This is a genomic window from Azospirillum thermophilum (assembly GCF_003130795.1).
Classification (GTDB): domain Bacteria; phylum Pseudomonadota; class Alphaproteobacteria; order Azospirillales; family Azospirillaceae; genus Azospirillum; species Azospirillum thermophilum.
Genome location: NZ_CP029352.1, coordinates 1,063,610 through 1,077,785, shown reverse-complemented (window position 1 = coordinate 1,077,785; position 14,176 = coordinate 1,063,610). Strand labels below are relative to the sequence as shown.

General features: G+C 69.5%; 16 protein-coding genes and 1 pseudogene. 4 read left to right on the top strand and 13 right to left on the bottom strand.

What is annotated here, in order from left to right; all coding sequences use genetic code 11:
- The first annotated feature begins 128 nt into the window (after nt 1–128).
- Nucleotides 129–1,127: a TerC family protein gene (locus DEW08_RS04855; protein ID WP_109324915.1), complete on the top strand. Its 999-nt coding sequence runs from the start codon at nt 129–131 to the stop codon at nt 1,125–1,127.
- Between the two features lie 20 nt (nt 1,128–1,147).
- Here the strand turns inward: DEW08_RS04855 and DEW08_RS04850 are convergent, their stop codons facing one another.
- The 3 genes from DEW08_RS04850 to DEW08_RS04840 are packed head-to-tail and all read right to left on the bottom strand — an operon-like array spanning nt 1,148 to nt 3,005.
- Nucleotides 1,148–1,609, bottom strand: a complete 462-nt coding sequence (locus DEW08_RS04850; protein WP_109324913.1) for an HAD family hydrolase — start codon at nt 1,607–1,609, stop codon at nt 1,148–1,150.
- A 17-nt stretch (nt 1,610–1,626) separates the two neighbouring features.
- Complete coding sequence (locus DEW08_RS04845; RefSeq protein ID WP_109324912.1) at nt 1,627–2,283, bottom strand: CoA transferase subunit B; 657 nt, start codon at nt 2,281–2,283, stop codon at nt 1,627–1,629.
- A gap of 20 nt (nt 2,284–2,303) precedes the next feature.
- A complete protein-coding gene (locus DEW08_RS04840) occupies nt 2,304–3,005 on the bottom strand; it encodes a CoA transferase subunit A (RefSeq protein WP_109324911.1) in 702 nt (233 codons plus the stop codon).
- Between the two features lie 356 nt (nt 3,006–3,361).
- On the opposite strand from DEW08_RS04840, the gene DEW08_RS04835 reads away from it, so the two are divergent.
- Nucleotides 3,362–3,520, top strand: coding sequence for a DUF3309 family protein (locus DEW08_RS04835; RefSeq protein ID WP_109325282.1), 159 nt, complete (start codon nt 3,362–3,364; stop codon nt 3,518–3,520).
- A 28-nt stretch (nt 3,521–3,548) separates the two neighbouring features.
- Here the strand turns inward: DEW08_RS04835 and DEW08_RS04830 are convergent, their stop codons facing one another.
- From DEW08_RS04830 to queF, 8 genes and pseudogenes are all read right to left on the bottom strand, one after another.
- Nucleotides 3,549–3,764, bottom strand: a complete 216-nt coding sequence (locus DEW08_RS04830; RefSeq protein WP_109324910.1) for a hypothetical protein — start codon at nt 3,762–3,764, stop codon at nt 3,549–3,551.
- Between the two features lie 408 nt (nt 3,765–4,172).
- Nucleotides 4,173–5,189, bottom strand: coding sequence for a methyl-accepting chemotaxis protein (locus DEW08_RS33710; RefSeq protein WP_425429091.1), 1,017 nt, complete (start codon nt 5,187–5,189; stop codon nt 4,173–4,175).
- A gap of 669 nt (nt 5,190–5,858) precedes the next feature.
- Nucleotides 5,859–6,542: pseudogene (locus tag DEW08_RS33705) on the bottom strand (methyl-accepting chemotaxis protein); the annotation flags it as partial.
- A 109-nt stretch (nt 6,543–6,651) separates the two neighbouring features.
- Nucleotides 6,652–6,957 carry a sterol carrier protein domain-containing protein gene (locus tag DEW08_RS04820; RefSeq protein ID WP_168220266.1) on the bottom strand — a complete coding sequence of 102 codons (306 nt, stop codon included), beginning with the start codon at nt 6,955–6,957 and terminating at the stop codon, nt 6,652–6,654.
- Nucleotides 6,918–7,826, bottom strand: a complete 909-nt coding sequence (locus tag DEW08_RS04815; protein ID WP_109324908.1) for a GNAT family N-acetyltransferase — start codon at nt 7,824–7,826, stop codon at nt 6,918–6,920. The genes DEW08_RS04820 and DEW08_RS04815 overlap by 40 nt, the downstream gene beginning before the upstream one ends.
- Nucleotide 7,827: 1 nt before the next feature.
- A complete protein-coding gene (locus DEW08_RS04810; RefSeq protein WP_245985958.1) occupies nt 7,828–9,471 on the bottom strand; it encodes an acyl-CoA synthetase in 1,644 nt (547 codons plus the stop codon).
- 103 nt (nt 9,472–9,574) lie between these two features.
- The gene (queG, locus tag DEW08_RS04805) at nt 9,575–10,636 is read right to left on the bottom strand and encodes a tRNA epoxyqueuosine(34) reductase QueG (RefSeq protein WP_109324906.1); all 1,062 of its coding nucleotides are present in this window, start codon (nt 10,634–10,636) and stop codon (nt 9,575–9,577) included.
- Nucleotides 10,623–11,087 (bottom strand): preQ(1) synthase, encoded by a 465-nt coding sequence (gene queF / locus DEW08_RS04800; RefSeq protein WP_109324905.1) that lies wholly within the window; start codon nt 11,085–11,087, stop codon nt 10,623–10,625. Before queF ends, queG begins: the two co-directional genes overlap by 14 nt.
- Before the next feature lie 163 nt (nt 11,088–11,250).
- Between queF and DEW08_RS04795 the strand changes: the two genes are divergently transcribed.
- Nucleotides 11,251–11,565 carry a toxin-antitoxin system TumE family protein gene (locus DEW08_RS04795; RefSeq protein WP_245985956.1) on the top strand — a complete coding sequence of 105 codons (315 nt, stop codon included), beginning with the start codon at nt 11,251–11,253 and terminating at the stop codon, nt 11,563–11,565.
- Entirely contained in the window at nt 11,552–11,914 is a 363-nt protein-coding gene (locus tag DEW08_RS04790; protein ID WP_109324904.1) for an HVO_A0114 family putative DNA-binding protein, read from the top strand. Before DEW08_RS04795 ends, DEW08_RS04790 begins: the two co-directional genes overlap by 14 nt.
- A 21-nt stretch (nt 11,915–11,935) precedes the next feature.
- On the opposite strand, the gene tgt is transcribed toward DEW08_RS04790, so the two are convergent.
- Both tgt and queA read right to left on the bottom strand, forming a co-directional pair.
- The gene (tgt, locus tag DEW08_RS04785; protein WP_109324903.1) at nt 11,936–13,117 is read right to left on the bottom strand and encodes a tRNA guanosine(34) transglycosylase Tgt; all 1,182 of its coding nucleotides are present in this window, start codon (nt 13,115–13,117) and stop codon (nt 11,936–11,938) included.
- Nucleotides 13,114–14,136: a tRNA preQ1(34) S-adenosylmethionine ribosyltransferase-isomerase QueA gene (queA, locus tag DEW08_RS04780; protein WP_109324895.1), complete on the bottom strand. Its 1,023-nt coding sequence runs from the start codon at nt 14,134–14,136 to the stop codon at nt 13,114–13,116. The genes tgt and queA overlap by 4 nt, the downstream gene beginning before the upstream one ends.
- Between the last annotated feature and the right edge of the window lie 40 nt (nt 14,137–14,176).

The window sequence follows — 14,176 nt, the reverse complement described above, 5'->3', positions numbered from 1 at the left end:
TGGCGTCGCGGCACCACTTATGAGGCGTTCGGTTCCGGGCCCCTCTGGCGGCCGAGGCGTCGGCCGTGATGTCGGACACCGCTTGACTGATTGGCTGACGCAGCCCTCTGCCAAGTGGGACATCCCCCATGGATTCGCTCTATGCCACCGTCCTGATGGACGTCATGGGCAAGCCGCTGTGGATCTGGCTTGCCTTCATCGGGATCGTCATGGCCCTGCTGGCCTTCGATCTCGGTGTCCTCAACCGCCGCGACCATGAGATCGGCGTCGCGGAAAGCCTGAAGCTCTCGGCCTTCTACATTGCGGTCGCCCTGCTGTTCGGCGGCTGGGTCTGGTGGTCGATGGGCGAAGAGGCCGGGTTGCAATACTATACCGGGTTCTTCGTCGAGAAGAGCCTGTCGCTCGACAATGTTTTCGTCATATCGCTCATCTTCGGCTATTTCGCCGTTCCGCGGGAGCTGCAGCACCGGGTGCTGTTCTGGGGCATCCTGGGCGTGGTCGTCCTGCGCGGCCTGATGATCGGCGCCGGTGCCGCCCTGGTGTCTGAGTTCCACTGGGTCCTCTATCTGTTCGGCGCCTTCCTGCTGCTGACCGGCGTGAAGATGCTGTTCAGCTCCGCCGACCATGGGCCGGACATCGCGCACAACCCGGTCCTGGGCTTCCTGAAGCGGCACCTGCGGGTGACCGACAGCTTCCACGGCCATGCCTTCTTCGTCCGCCAGCCGGGCGCCGACGGCAAGGCGGCCCTGTTCGCCACCCCGCTGTTCCTCGCCCTGGTGATGATCGAGCTGGCGGACCTGGTCTTCGCGGTGGACAGCGTCCCGGCGATCTTCGCCATCACGACCGACCCGTACCTGGTCTATACCAGCAACATCTTCGCCATCCTCGGCCTGCGCGCGCTCTATTTCGCGCTCGCCGCGATGGTCCACCGGTTCCGTTATCTGAAGTACGCGCTGGCGCTGGTGCTGGTCTTCATCGGCTCGAAGATCTTCTACACCCAGTTCTTCGGCAAGCCGGACCCGCTGATCTCGCTGGGCGTCACGCTGGGCCTGATCGCCGGCGGCGTGCTGGTGTCGCTGATCAAGACCCGGCAGGAGGAGCGTCAGGCCCTGGGGGCGGCGGAGTAGCGCCGCCCACCGGGAAGCGTCTAGAACCCAAGGTCCTGCAACGCCGCGATGGAGGTCGCGGCGTTGACGTGCAGGACGAAGGTGCCGCCCGCGGCCTCCCACGGGTCGCGGGCCTTCTCCCGATCGTCGACCAGCACGCAGCCGGGGCCGCCGTAGCGGGCCTTGTCGCGGGCCATGCAGGTGATGACCGGAACGTGGGCGCCGAGCATCCGGGCGACCCACCGTTTCTTCTGCTCCGGCGCCCAACTGCCGAGCGGCAGCCCGGTCAGGATCGTCGGATGATGCGGCGCGCAGAAGGCCCAGAGCTCCTGCGCGTCATGCATGAACTCCAGCGTGCCGAAGAAGTCGGGGTGGCGGGACAGCTCCCGCCACATCACCTTCATCGGCACCTGTTCCGGCCGCTTGCCCGTGACCGCCCGGACGCCCCGGTCGAAATCGGCCAGGACCCCGTCGAGGTCGAGGAAGAGCTTGCGGCCGGCCACCAGTCCCGCCCCCCGGCTCAGGCGGCGAGGCCGCCGCCGAGCTTGAAGGACGGCTCGGTCTTCTCGCGGATCTCGTCCACGGTCACGCCGGGGGCGAGCTCGATCAGCGTCAGGCCGCCGTCGCCATGCTTGTCGACGCTGAAGACGCCGAGGTCGGTGACGATCATGTCGACCACCCGGGTGCCGGTCAGCGGCAGCGAGCAGGCGTTGAGGATCTTCTTCTCCCCGTCCTTGGCGACATGCTCCATCACCACGATCACGCGCTTGACGCCCGCGACCAGATCCATGGCGCCGCCCATGCCCTTGACCATCTTGCCCGGGACCATCCAGTTGGCGAGGTCGCCGTTGGCGGCCACCTGCATGGCGCCCAGGACCGACAGGTCGATGTGCCCGCCGCGGATCATGGCGAAGCTGTCGGCGGAGGAGAAGTAGCTGCTCTTCTTCAGCTCGGTGATGGTCTGCTTGCCGGCGTTGATCAGGTCCGGGTCCTCCTCCCCCTCATAGGGGAAGGGGCCGATGCCCAGCATGCCGTTCTCGCTCTGCAGCGTCACCTCCATCCCCTCGGGGATGTAGTTGGCGACCAGCGTGGGAATGCCGATGCCGAGGTTGACGTAGAAGCCGTCCTGAAGCTCACGGGCGGCGCGCGCCGCCATCTCTTCGCGGGTCCAAGCCATTGTCGTCGTTCCTCCCGTCCTCAGGCGCGCTTGCGGGTGGTGCGCTGCTCGATGCGCTTCTGGTGGTCCTTGCCCTGGACGATCCGCTTCACGTAGATGCCGGGCGTATGGATCTGGTCGGGGTCGAGCTCGCCGGCGGGAACCAGCACCTCCACCTCGGCAACGGTGATCCTGCCGGCGGTCGCCATCATCGGATTGAAGTTCCGGGCGGTCTTCCGATAGATCAGGTTGCCTTCGGTGTCGCCCTTCCAGGCCTTCACGATCGACAGGTCGGCGACCAGCCCGCGTTCCATCACGTAGGTCTCGCCGTCGAACTCGCGGGTCTCCTTGCCCTCGGCGACCAGCGTGCCGACGCCGGTCTTGGTGAAGAAGGCGGGGATGCCGGCGCCGCCGGCGCGGATGCGCTCGGCCAGCGTGCCCTGCGGGTTGAACTCCAGCTCCAGCTCGCCCGACAGGAACATCTGCGCGAACAGCTTGTTCTCGCCGACGTAGGAGGAGACCATCTTGCGGATCTGCTTGTTCTCCAGCAGGATCCCGAGACCCCAGCCGTCGACGCCGCAGTTGTTGGAGATGACCGTCAGGTCCTTGACCCCGCTCTCGCGGATGGCGGCGATCAGGTTCTCCGGAATGCCGCAGAGACCGAACCCGCCCGCCATGACGGTCATGCCGTCCTTCAGCAGCCCGGCGAGAGCACTCGTGGCGTCTTCATACACTTTCTTCATGGGCGAGCCTCTCCTACCTCCTCGGGGTTGACGTCCGTTCCTGGTCGCGCTCTGGTTCCGGCTCTCCGACATGGCCCGGAGTTCTGCACCGCAACGGCCATCTGTCGGGTCGCAAAACAATCGGCAAAACAATCGTTGGACACAGCGATATAGCCGTAGGCCGTTGGCTGGGCAACCGAAATTGCGCCGCTCCACGCATTTTCCGTACGTAGCCGTATGGGGCCTCATCCTGCACTGCGGCAATTGCGCGCGGAACGCCCAACAGGGGGTGCCCCGGTCGCGCCCGACCGGTTTCCGGAACAAAACGGCTGAGGTTGCGTTTGGTCCTTCACTCTATCGGACAACGGGAGGAGGGCATAAGCGTGGGTACTATTCTTCTGATCATTCTCATCCTGCTGCTCATCGGCGCCGTCCCGGCCTGGCCGCACAGCCGCGCCTGGGGCTACGGACCGAGCGGGATCCTGGGCATCCTGCTGATCGTTCTGCTCGTCCTGCTGCTGATGGGCCGCATCTGATCCGCCGGGGGCGGCGAAGACCAGAGGCTCATGAGGAGCGGCGGGGCCGGCGGAGGGCGAAGAGGAGCCAGCCGACCGGCCCCAGCAGCAGGACCATGACGAGCCAGCCGGTCCGCGGCCCGAAGGGACAGCGGGAGCCCGGCGGCGGACTCCACCGGCCGCCGCGCGGCGACAGCGCCACATGGAGCAGCGGCAGCCCGTAGAGAGCGAACAGGATCAGCCAGGGCGTGGGGTCGGTGGTCATCGGGGCAGACTACCACCGGCCCGCCCGTACCGGAACGGCGCCGGAGAGGCGGGCCTGCCATCCCGCGCGGTGCGGCCTTGTGCGCCTTGTGCAGCGTTTTTCCGGTGCACAACGGGATGCAGGACGCACTGTGCGTTCTGCATCAAAAACTTAACCAGATCATTCGTAGGCGTTCGTTGTGCGCCCGATGCACAACGGACCGGTAGGTCAGCGACCGGATGGAAGCCGGCGCAGGGGGTGCGCTGCGGTCGCGGCGCTTGAGGGCATGGTCCGGGACGTGACGGGACAAGGTACCGCGTCGCAGTGAACGAAGCAAGAACTTGACCGCAGATCCTCCTGGACTGCTCATCGCCTCGGCCCATCCCCTCGGCCCGTCCCCCGGCCGACGGCCGGAGGGAGCCGCCGGAGTCAGGCGGAGCGCACCTTGTCGAGGAAGCCGTGGACCTCGCCGCGCAGCCGGTCGGCCTGCTGGGCGAGCAGGCGGCTGGCCTGCAGAACGGCGTCCGCCGCGCCGCCGGTCTTGGAGGCGGCGGTCGTTACCTCGGCGATGTGATGCATCACCTCCTGCGTGCCTTCGGCGGCCTGCTGGACGTTCTGGGCGATCTCGCGGGTGGCGCTGCCCTGCTGTTCGACGGAGCGGGCGATGTCGGTCACCGTGCGGCTGATGTTGGTGACCGCGTCGGAGATGGTGCGGATGGCCTCCACCGCACCGGTGGTGGCGGCCTGCATCTCGGCGACCTGGCTGGAGATCTCCTCGGTCGCCTTGGCGGTCTGGCCGGCGAGGTTCTTGACCTCCGTCGCCACCACGGCGAAGCCCTTCCCGGCCTCGCCGGCCCGCGCCGCCTCGATGGTGGCGTTCAGCGCCAGCAGGTTGGTCTGCTCGGCGATCTCCCCGATCAGCCCGACGACCTGCCCGATCCGGTCGGCGGCATGGGACAGCCCCTCGACGATGGCGTTGGTCTGGGTGGCCTTCTGGGCGGCCCCGACGGCGACGCTGGAGCTGTCGTTGAGCTGGCGCGAGATCTCGGCGATGGAGGCCGACAGCTCCTCCGCGGCGGCGGCGACCGTCTGGACGTTGGTCGTCGCCTGCTCCGACGCGCTGGCGACGGCGTTGGACTTGGCGGTGGTCAGGGCGGCGTCGGACGACATCTCCTGCGCGTCGCGGCCCAGCATGCTGGCGGATTCGGTCAGCGAGACGACGACCCCGGACACCGCCTGCTCGAAGCCGTTGGCGAACTCGTTCATGGTGCGGCGGCGGTCGGCGTCGATCTGCTGGCGCATCTCCTCCCGCTCGCGCTCCATCCGCCGCATCTCGAGCGCGTTGTCCTTGAAGATCAGCATGGCCTGCGCCATCGCGCGCAGCTCGTCCTTGCGGTCGCCGCCGGGAATGGCGACGTCCAGGTCGCCTTCGGCCAGACGGCCCATCGCCCCGGTCATGGCGTGCAGCGGGTGGGTGATGGCACGGTCGATGACGAGCGCCATGATGGCGCCGAGCACCAGGGCCACGGCGGCGCCGATGGCGATCACCAGCCCGGCATTGGCGCGCCCCTCCTCGCGGTCGTCGCGCTGCATGCTCACCAGCCGGGCCACCTGATCGGTCACGGCGCCGGCCGCCCGCGCCATGGCGCCGGAGGCGGCGCGCTGGCTTTCCGTCGCGGCGGCCAGAGCGGAGAATTCCTTGTCGAAGGCGGCGACGGCGTCGGTGATCGCGCCGATCAGGGCACGGCCCTCGGCATCCACCAGCAGCGGGGCGGCCTGGGCGGCGACCGCCGCCGTTTCCTTGAGGGCGGCGGTGACCGCGGTCCGCGACTCGGCGGAGCCGGTCAGCAGGAAGTCGCGCTGCGCGACCATGGCCGCCTGGGCGCCCTGGATCAGCCGCATCGCCAGCCCGCGCAGCAGAACGGCTTCCGTCACCTCGCTCTGCGCGAAGTTGGAGGCCTCGATCAGCGCCTCCAGCACGGCGACCTGATTCTCCTGAAGCTCCTGGGCCAGCTTCTGCACCCCCTGGGCGAGCCCGTCGACGCCGGTGTCGCCGGCCGTGGCGAGGGCGGCCTTGTACCCCTTCACCGCCGCGACGATGCGGTGGCTGAGGTCCTCGTCGTTGGTGCCGACGAGGTCCTTTTCGACGGCCTCGGCGTTTTCCAGCAACTCGGCCACGGCCTCGGCGGCCTGCCGGGTGAGGGTGGCATTGCCGGTGCGCAGATAGTCGCCGTGCAGGCGGCGGGCTTCCAGCACCCGCTCGATCAACCGGTCGGCGCGGCGCGCCGTCTCGGTGCTGTGGCGGGCGGCGGCGTCCGCCTCCTTCTGGCTGACGATGTTCTGGTCGTAGCGCTCCGACTGCTGGTGACCGATTTTCCCGGCGGTCTCCCGCAGGGCGCGGGCGCGGGCCTCCAGGCTGCCGACCTGACGGCGCGCCTCGGCATCCTGGGCGACGAAGTTGGCGAAGGCGGAGCGGTAGCCGTCGATGCCCGCGAGGATATCGTCCACCAGCCGCGCGCCCTGCGCCCCGTCGAGCGCCTGCCGCGTCTGCTGCGCTTCACGCCGCAGCTCGTCCAGCATCCCGGGAACGTTGGTGGCGGCCTTCGAGTCGCGTTCGAGCACGAATCGCGCCTCCTCCAGCCGGACGGATTTCAACCGTGCGTCGAGGTCGGCCGTATGGGCGGCAAGGTCCACGCGGTCGGCATAGGTCCCCAGACTGTTCCAGCCCACGAAAGCGACAGCCAGAGTCAGCAGAAGCACCGTCGCAAAGCCGAGGGCAATCCGCGTTCCGATCGTCATGGTCTCCGGCTCCACCTGCGCTTGTCTGGCCGCCAGGGCGGTATTCAGACACATTACACCAGGAATCGTTAATGTCTGGTTTGACACAGATCAGGAAATTGTCCCGCCATCAGAAACGATCGGTCATCCACGGGTATCCGTTGTGGAATAAACGCGCAGCGAGAGTGATCGAGGCCGGTTCGCCATGCAGCAAACCGGTCTGTTGCAGGCGCAACACTCCCGTGTGGCCGGAATAGAGGCTGGCGAGGGAGGCGATCCCGAGCGTCAGTCCAGCCGGTTCCTCATCTCCGACCTTGCCGATGCCGGCACAACCGTTGGTCACTTCGACGGCGAAGCGGCCGGTGTTGTGGGCCAGCAGCGGATCGGTCACCGCGATCACCAGCCGGCCCGACAGGTCGCGGGGATAGCCGCGCACCGCCAGGGCCCGGCGCACGTCCACAATGCGCAGCAGCCACTCTTCCGCGAGTCAGGGCGGACCCCGATCTCACGGGAGAGCAGGGCGATCGGATCCTCCGGTCCGCCGAGCCAGCGGACGGTCTCCACCTGGGCGCGATAGCCGGCCAGCAGCCCCATCGCCAGCCGGATCGCCCGCCGCGTCGGCAGGCAGCAGTCGGCGACGACGAGCTGCCGGTCGCGCGGCGGCGCCACGGCGATGTAGCCTTCCGGTCCGTCGGGGCCGGCGAGGAGGAAGACCTCCGCCGGCTCCCCGTCCGGCGACAGGGCCAGCGTCCACATGGCCTCCGTCCGCTCCGGCAGCCCGGTCTCCTCCGCCAGCAGGCGGCGGCGGAGGACGGCGAGCGGGGCGGCGTCGCGCGGGTCGCCCGGCAGGATCCGGCCGTCCTCGACCGGGCCGGCGTCCAGTGCGGCGGGCGGCGCCGACCAGCCGACGGTCACGCCGCCGCGGCCGTAGCCGAGCCGGGCATAGAAGGGAAGGGTGGCCGGGTGCAGGACGGACAGGGCGGCGCCGTCCGCCGCGGCCTCCGCCAGCACGCCGCGCATCAGGCCGCTGCCGATCCCGCGCCCGCGCAGGGCCGGATCGACGGCGACCATGGCGACCGCCCGGGCCGGGACCGGACGACCGCCGAACCACTGCGCCATGGTCCAGACCGCCGCGCAGCCGGCGACCGTGCCGTCCGCCGCGCGGACCCCGCGCAGCGTCTCCTCGCCGAACAGGGCGGCGTAGCGGTCGAACAGCTCGCGCGGGTGGCCGAAGCCCAGCCGGGCCAGCCGGGCGGCGGAGTCGCGGTCCGCCGGTCCCAGCGGCCCGTAGCCGTCGGGCGTCACCTCAACCCTTCTGCCCGTTCAGGGCGCGGGCCTGCTCGCGCAGCACATATTTCTGGATCTTGCCCGTGGAGGTCTTCGGCAGGGCGGTGAAGACGACGGTGCGCGGGCATTTGAAGTGGGCGAGGTTCTCGCGGCAGTACTTGATGATGTCCTCCTCGGTCACCGCGGCGCCGTCGCGCAGCGTGACGAAGGCGCAGGGCGTCTCGCCCCACTTCTCGTCCGGGCGGGCGACCACCGCGGCCTCCAGCACGGCCGGATGCTTGTAGAGGACGCCCTCGACCTCGATGGTGGAGATGTTCTCGCCGCCGGAGATGATGATGTCCTTGGAGCGGTCCTTCAGCTCGATGTAGCCGTCGGGATGCCAGACGCCGAGGTCGCCGGTGTGGAACCAGCCGCCGGCGAAGGCCTCCTCCGTCGCCTTGGCGTTCTTCAGGTAGCCCTTCATCACGGTGTTGCCGCGCATGAAGACCTCGCCGAGCGTGGCGCCGTCCATGCGGACCGGCTGCAGGGTCGTCGGGTCGGCGACCATCAGCCCTTCCAGCGTGGCGTAGTTCACGCCCTGGCGGGCCTTCAGCGCCGCCCGCTCCTCCATCGGCAGGGCGTCCCACTCGTCGTGCCAGGCGCAGATGGTGACCGGGCCGTAGACCTCGGTCAGGCCGTAGACGTGGGTGACCTGGAAGCCCATGCGCTCCGTCGCCTCGATGACGGCGGCGGGCGGGGCGGCGCCGGCGGTCATCATCCTGATGCCGCGCGGGATGTCGCGCTTCTGGTCGGCCGGGGCGTTGACCAGCAGGCCCATGATGATCGGCGCGCCGCACAGGTGGGTGACGCCCTCGTCCGCCAGCGCGTCGTAGATGCCCTTGGCGGTGACGGCGCGCAGGCAGACGTTGGTGCCGGCCATCAGCGTGACCGTCCAGGGGAAGCACCAGCCGTTGCAGTGGAACATCGGCAGGGTCCAGAGATAGACCGGATGGTGCGGCAGCGCCCAGGTCACCACGTTGCCCATGGCGTTCAGGTAGGCGCCGCGGTGGTGGTAGACGACGCCCTTCGGGTTGCCGGTGGTGCCGGAGGTGTAGTTGAGCGCGATGGCCTGCCACTCGTCGGCCGGCATCGGCCAGTCGAAGGCGGGATCGCCGGTCTCCAGGAACTGTTCGTAGGTCTGCTCGCCGATCAGGCTGCCGCCCTTGGCCAGCGGGTCGTCGATGTCGATGACGACCGGCCGGCGCGACGGTTCGACGGCGGCCAGCGCCTTGGCGATCACCGGCGAGAATTCGCGGTCGGTCAACAGGACCTTCGCCTCGCCATGCTCCAGGATGAAGGCCAGCGCCTCGGCGTCCAGGCGGATGTTCAGGGCGTTCAGCACCGCCCCGGCCATCGGCACGCCGAAATGCGCCTCGAAGGCCTCCGGCGTGTTGGGCGCCATCAGGGCGACCGTGTCGCCGAGCCCGATGCCGCGCTTCGCCAGCGCCGAGGCGAGCCGCACGCAGCGCTCGTAGGTCTCGGCCCAGGTCCGGCGCAGCGTGCCGTGGACCACCGCGACGCGCTTGGGATAGACGGCGGCGGTGCGGCGCAGGAAGGACAGCGGCGACAGCGGCGTCGTGTTGGCGGCGTTCTGGTCGAGATTGGTTTCGTAGGGGTTCGTCACGGCGGCACTCCCTCCCGGATTGATCGTTGCCGCGACTCTAGTCGCTGCACGCGGGAAAGGGGAAGGGCCAGGGGGCGGGGGTGCGACGATAAGGCCGTTATGGTTAACCGGCGAGCCGGGCAACCGCCCAGCCGGCGGCGTCGCGCACCAGCTCGCTCTCGTCATGGAGCCGCCGCTCCGCCGCCGGACGCAGCGCCGGGTCGCCGGAATTGCCGATGGCGATCAGCACGTTGCGCACGAAGCGGTCCCGCCCGATCCGCTTGATCGGCGAGCCGCTGAAGACCTGCCGGAAGCCGGGATCGTCGAGCTCGGCGAGGTCGGCCAGCCGCGGCGCGGTCAGTTCCGCCCGCGGCAGGAAGGCGGGCTCGCGCGTCGCCCGGGCGAACTTGTTCCACGGGCAGGCGGCGAGGCAGTCGTCGCAGCCGTAGATGCGGTTGCCCATCAGCGGGCGCAGCTCCTCCGGGATCGGCCCCTTGTGCTCGATCGTCAGGTAGGAGATGCAGCGCCGCGCGTCGAGCTGGTAGGGGGCGGGGAAGGCGGCGGTCGGGCAGGCGTCCTGGCAGCGGGTGCAGGAGCCGCAGCGGTCGGCCCCCGGCGGGTCGGGCGGCAGCTCCAGCGTCGTATAGACCTCGCCGAGGAACAGCCAGGACCCGTGGTCGCGCGACACGAGGTTGGTGTGCTTGCCCTGCCAGCCGAGGCCGGCGCGCTCCGCCAGCGGCTTCTCCATGACGGGGGCGGTGTCGACGAAGACCTTGAGCTCCGCCTTGTAGCTGTGGGCGAGCCACTGGCCGAGCGTCTTCAGCCGGCCCTTGACCAGATCATGGTAGTCGCGGTTGCGGGCATAGACCGAGACGACGGCGCGGTCGGGATGGTCGAGCAGGCGGCGCGGGTCGTCGTGCGGGGCGTAGCTGGTGCCGAGCACGATGGCGGTGCGCGCCTCCGGCCACAGCCCGCGGGGATGGCTGCGCTGCTCCGTCCGCTCGGCCATCCAGCCCATGTCGCCGTGGCGGCCCTGCCGCACATAGTCGGCCAGCCGCTCGCGCGCCTCCGGGCCGAGTTCGGCCGGGGCGAAGCCGACGGCGTCGAAGCCCAGCGCCAGTGCCCGGTCGCGGATCGCCTCGCGGATGCGCCGCGGGTCGCTCCTGGCGGGATCAGCCGCGGCCACGGTAGGGCTGCACCTCCTGCGCCGGGATCCAGACGCCGGCCGGCGGCTCGCCGGTCGAGAAGAAGACGTCGATGGGGATGCCGCCGCGCGGGTACCAGTAGCCGCCGATGCGCAGCCAGACCGGCGCCAGCTCGGCCACCAGCCGCTTGCCGATGCCGACCGTGCAGGCCTCGTGGAAGGCGCCGTGGTTGCGGAAGCTGGTGAGGAACAGCTTCAGCGACTTGCTCTCCACCAGCCAGTCGCCGGGGATGTAGTCGATCACCAGATGGGCGAAGTCCGGCTGCCCGGTGATGGGGCAGAGCGAGGTGAACTCCGGCGACGTGAAGCGGACGACGTAGCGGTCGCCGGGGTTCGGGTTGGGCACCCGTTCCAGCACCGCCTCCTCCGGCGTCTTCGGCTGGACGGTGGCGCCGCCGAGCTGCGTCAGGCCGGCGTAGAGGGAATCGGTCATGGCTGGGTCCGGTTGCTGGCGTCGCCCGCCGGCCTGGTCGGGCGCAGTCGGACTGGACGGATGAGTGCCAGAAGATAAGGGGATTCGCCGTTCATGCAATCCTTGCGGATGACGACCTTCGGGTGGGGAACCGCGAACCGGTCCCTTGAACGGACGGCGGGTGTTGGCGCAGTATGCCAACATGGGTGCGATGCTGTTGATCCGCCGGCGCGTCGTCTTCGGCAACCGGGACTTTGCCGAGCTTGTCGTGTGGCGGGTACCGGAACCGGTGCCGCCGAGCACGCATGGCTTCAAGTATCGGCTGGTCTACATTGTCGAGGGAAGACGGGTCGTCGGCTTCGACAATGAACGTGGGAAGGGCGATCACCTGCATCTTGGCGATCAAGAGCAGCCATACGCGTTTTCGGACGTGGAAACCCTTGTCGCGGATTTCCTCGGAGCCGTTGCCGACTGGAGGGCCGAGAATGGAAAAGCGTGAAATCGAAGTGACGGCGGATGCCCTGGAACGGGCGGGCGCCGAATTTGCCGCCGCTTGGCGGGCGGCGGAGGCCGGGCATGACATCGCGCCGACCGACCGGCTCTATTTCGCGAGCTGGGAAGCGCTCTGCACTGTCCTGACGCCGAAGCGCTACGCTCTGCTCCGGCATCTGCGCCATGCGCCGGCCGAGGGGCTCCGGCCGCTGGCGCGGGCGCTGGGGCGGGATGTGAAACGCGTTCACGAAGACGTGACGGCGCTGGAGGAGGTCGGCCTCATCGAGCGGGACGAGGCCGGCCGGCTGAGCGTGCCGGTCGACGAGATCGCTTCCACGATCCGCTTCGCAGCCTGACACGCTCGGCGATCCGCCGGCTCAGCCCGGCAACGGCTGCTTGCCGGCCTTGCGGTTGGGCAGCGGCAGCGGGTCGGGGGTCGCCTCGATGTCGCCTTCGAGAAGGCGGGCCTCCAGGGCGGCCGCGACCTCCTCGAAGCGGTGCTCCTCGATGGCGGTGCGCAGCTCGCGCATCAGGTCCTGGTAATAGTGCAGGTTGTGCCAGGTCAGCAGCATCGGCCCCAGCATCTCCCCCGCCTTGAAGAGATGGTGGAGATAGGCGCGGGTGTGGTTGCGGCAGGCCGGGCAGCCGCACTCGGCGTCCAGCGGGCGCTCGTCATGGGCGTGGCGGGCGTTGCGGATGTTGATGGTGCCGCGGCGGACGAAGGCCTGCCCCGTCCGGCCGGAGCGGGTGGGCATCACGCAGTCGAACATGTCCACGCCGCGCCGCACCGCGCCGATCAGGTCGCTCGGCCGGCCGACGCCCATCAGGTAGCGCGGGCGGTCCTTGACCATCAGCGGCTCGGTGAAGTCGAGGACGGTGAACATCGTCTCCTGCCCCTCGCCGACCGCCAGCCCGCCGATGGCGTAGCCGTCGAAGCCGATGTCGCCCAGGGCCGCCACGCTCTCCGCCCGCAGTTCGGGATAGACGCTGCCCTGGACGATGCCGAACAGCCCGTAGCCCGGCCGCTCCCGGAAGGCGTCCTTGCAGCGCTTCGCCCAGCGCATCGACAGCCGCATGGAGGAGGCCGCCTGCGCTTCCGTCGCCGGGAAGGGCGTGCACTCGTCCAGGCACATGGTGATGTTGCTGTCCAGCAGGTGCTGGATCTCGATGGAGCGTTCCGGCGTCAGGTGGTAGCGCGTGCCGTCGAGGTGGGATTTGAAGGTCACCCCCTCCTCGGTCATGGTGCGCAGGTCGGACAGGGACATGACCTGGAAGCCGCCGCTGTCGGTCAGGATCGGCTTGTCCCAGTTCATGAAGCGGTGCAGGCCGCCGAGCTGGGCCACCCGCTCCGCGGTCGGGCGCAGCATCAGGTGGTAGGTGTTGCCCAGCAGGATCTCGGCGCCGGTGGAGGCGACCGCCTCGGTCGTCATCGCCTTCACCGTCCCGGCGGTCCCCACCGGCATGAAGGCCGGCGTGTTGATGACGCCGTGGGCGGTGGCGACGCGTCCGCGCCGGGCGCGGCCGTCGGTGGTCAGAAGCTCGAAGCCGATCCCGGTCATGAAGCCCTCCGCAGCAGCGAGGCATCGCCGTAGCTGAAGAAACGATAGCCCGACGAAATCGCGTGGGCGTAGGCGGCGCGCATCCGGTCCATGCCGGAGAAGGCGCAGACCAGCATGAACAGCGTCGATTTCGGCAGATGGAAGTTGGTCATCAGCAGATCGACGATCCTGAAGCGGTAGCCGGGCGTGATGAAGATGTCGGTGTCGCCGCTGAAGGGGACGAGCGTCCCATCCTCGCGCCCCGCCGTCTCCAGGATGCGCAGCGCGGTGGTGCCGACCGAGACGATGCGGCCGCCGGAAGCCCGCGCCTCGTTCACCGCGGCGGCGGTCTCGGCGCTGATCTCGCCCCATTCGCTGTGCATCCGGTGTTCCGCGATGTCCTCGACCTTCACCGGCAGGAAGGTCCCGGCGCCGACATGCAGCGTCACCGGCACGCGGCGCACGCCGCGGGCGTCGAGGGCGGCCAGCAGTTCCGGCGTGAAATGCAGGCCGGCGGTGGGGGCGGCGACCGCCCCCTCCTTCGCCGCGAAGACCGTCTGGTAGTCGGCCTTGTCCTCCTCGCCCGCCGCGCGGCGGATGTAGGGGGGAAGCGGCATGCTGCCGTGGCGGTGCAGCGCCTCCATCAGCGCGGGCCCCGAGGCGGAGAAGCGCAGCCGCACCTCCATCCCGTCCTTCGCCACCACCTCCGCCGCGAAATCCCCGGATATCCGGATCAGGTCGCCCGGCTTCAGCCGCTTGCCCGGGCGGGCGAAGGTCAGCCACTCGCGCTCGCCCTCCCGCTTGTGCAGCGTGATCTCCACCCGCACCTCGCCGCGCAGGCCGCTCAGCCTCGCGGGGATCACGCGGGTGTCGTTCACCACCATCAGGTCGCCCGGCTGCAGGAGCCGGGGCAGGTCGCGCACGACATGGTCGCGCAGCTCCTCCCCCACCTCCAGCAGGCGGGCGGCATCTCGCGGCTTGACCGGATGCTCGGCGATCCGGTCCGGCGGCAGGTCGAAATCGAAGTCGGCGGTCTTCATGGAGGCCGCTCGTATAGCCTGATCCTGGGGCAAGGGGAAG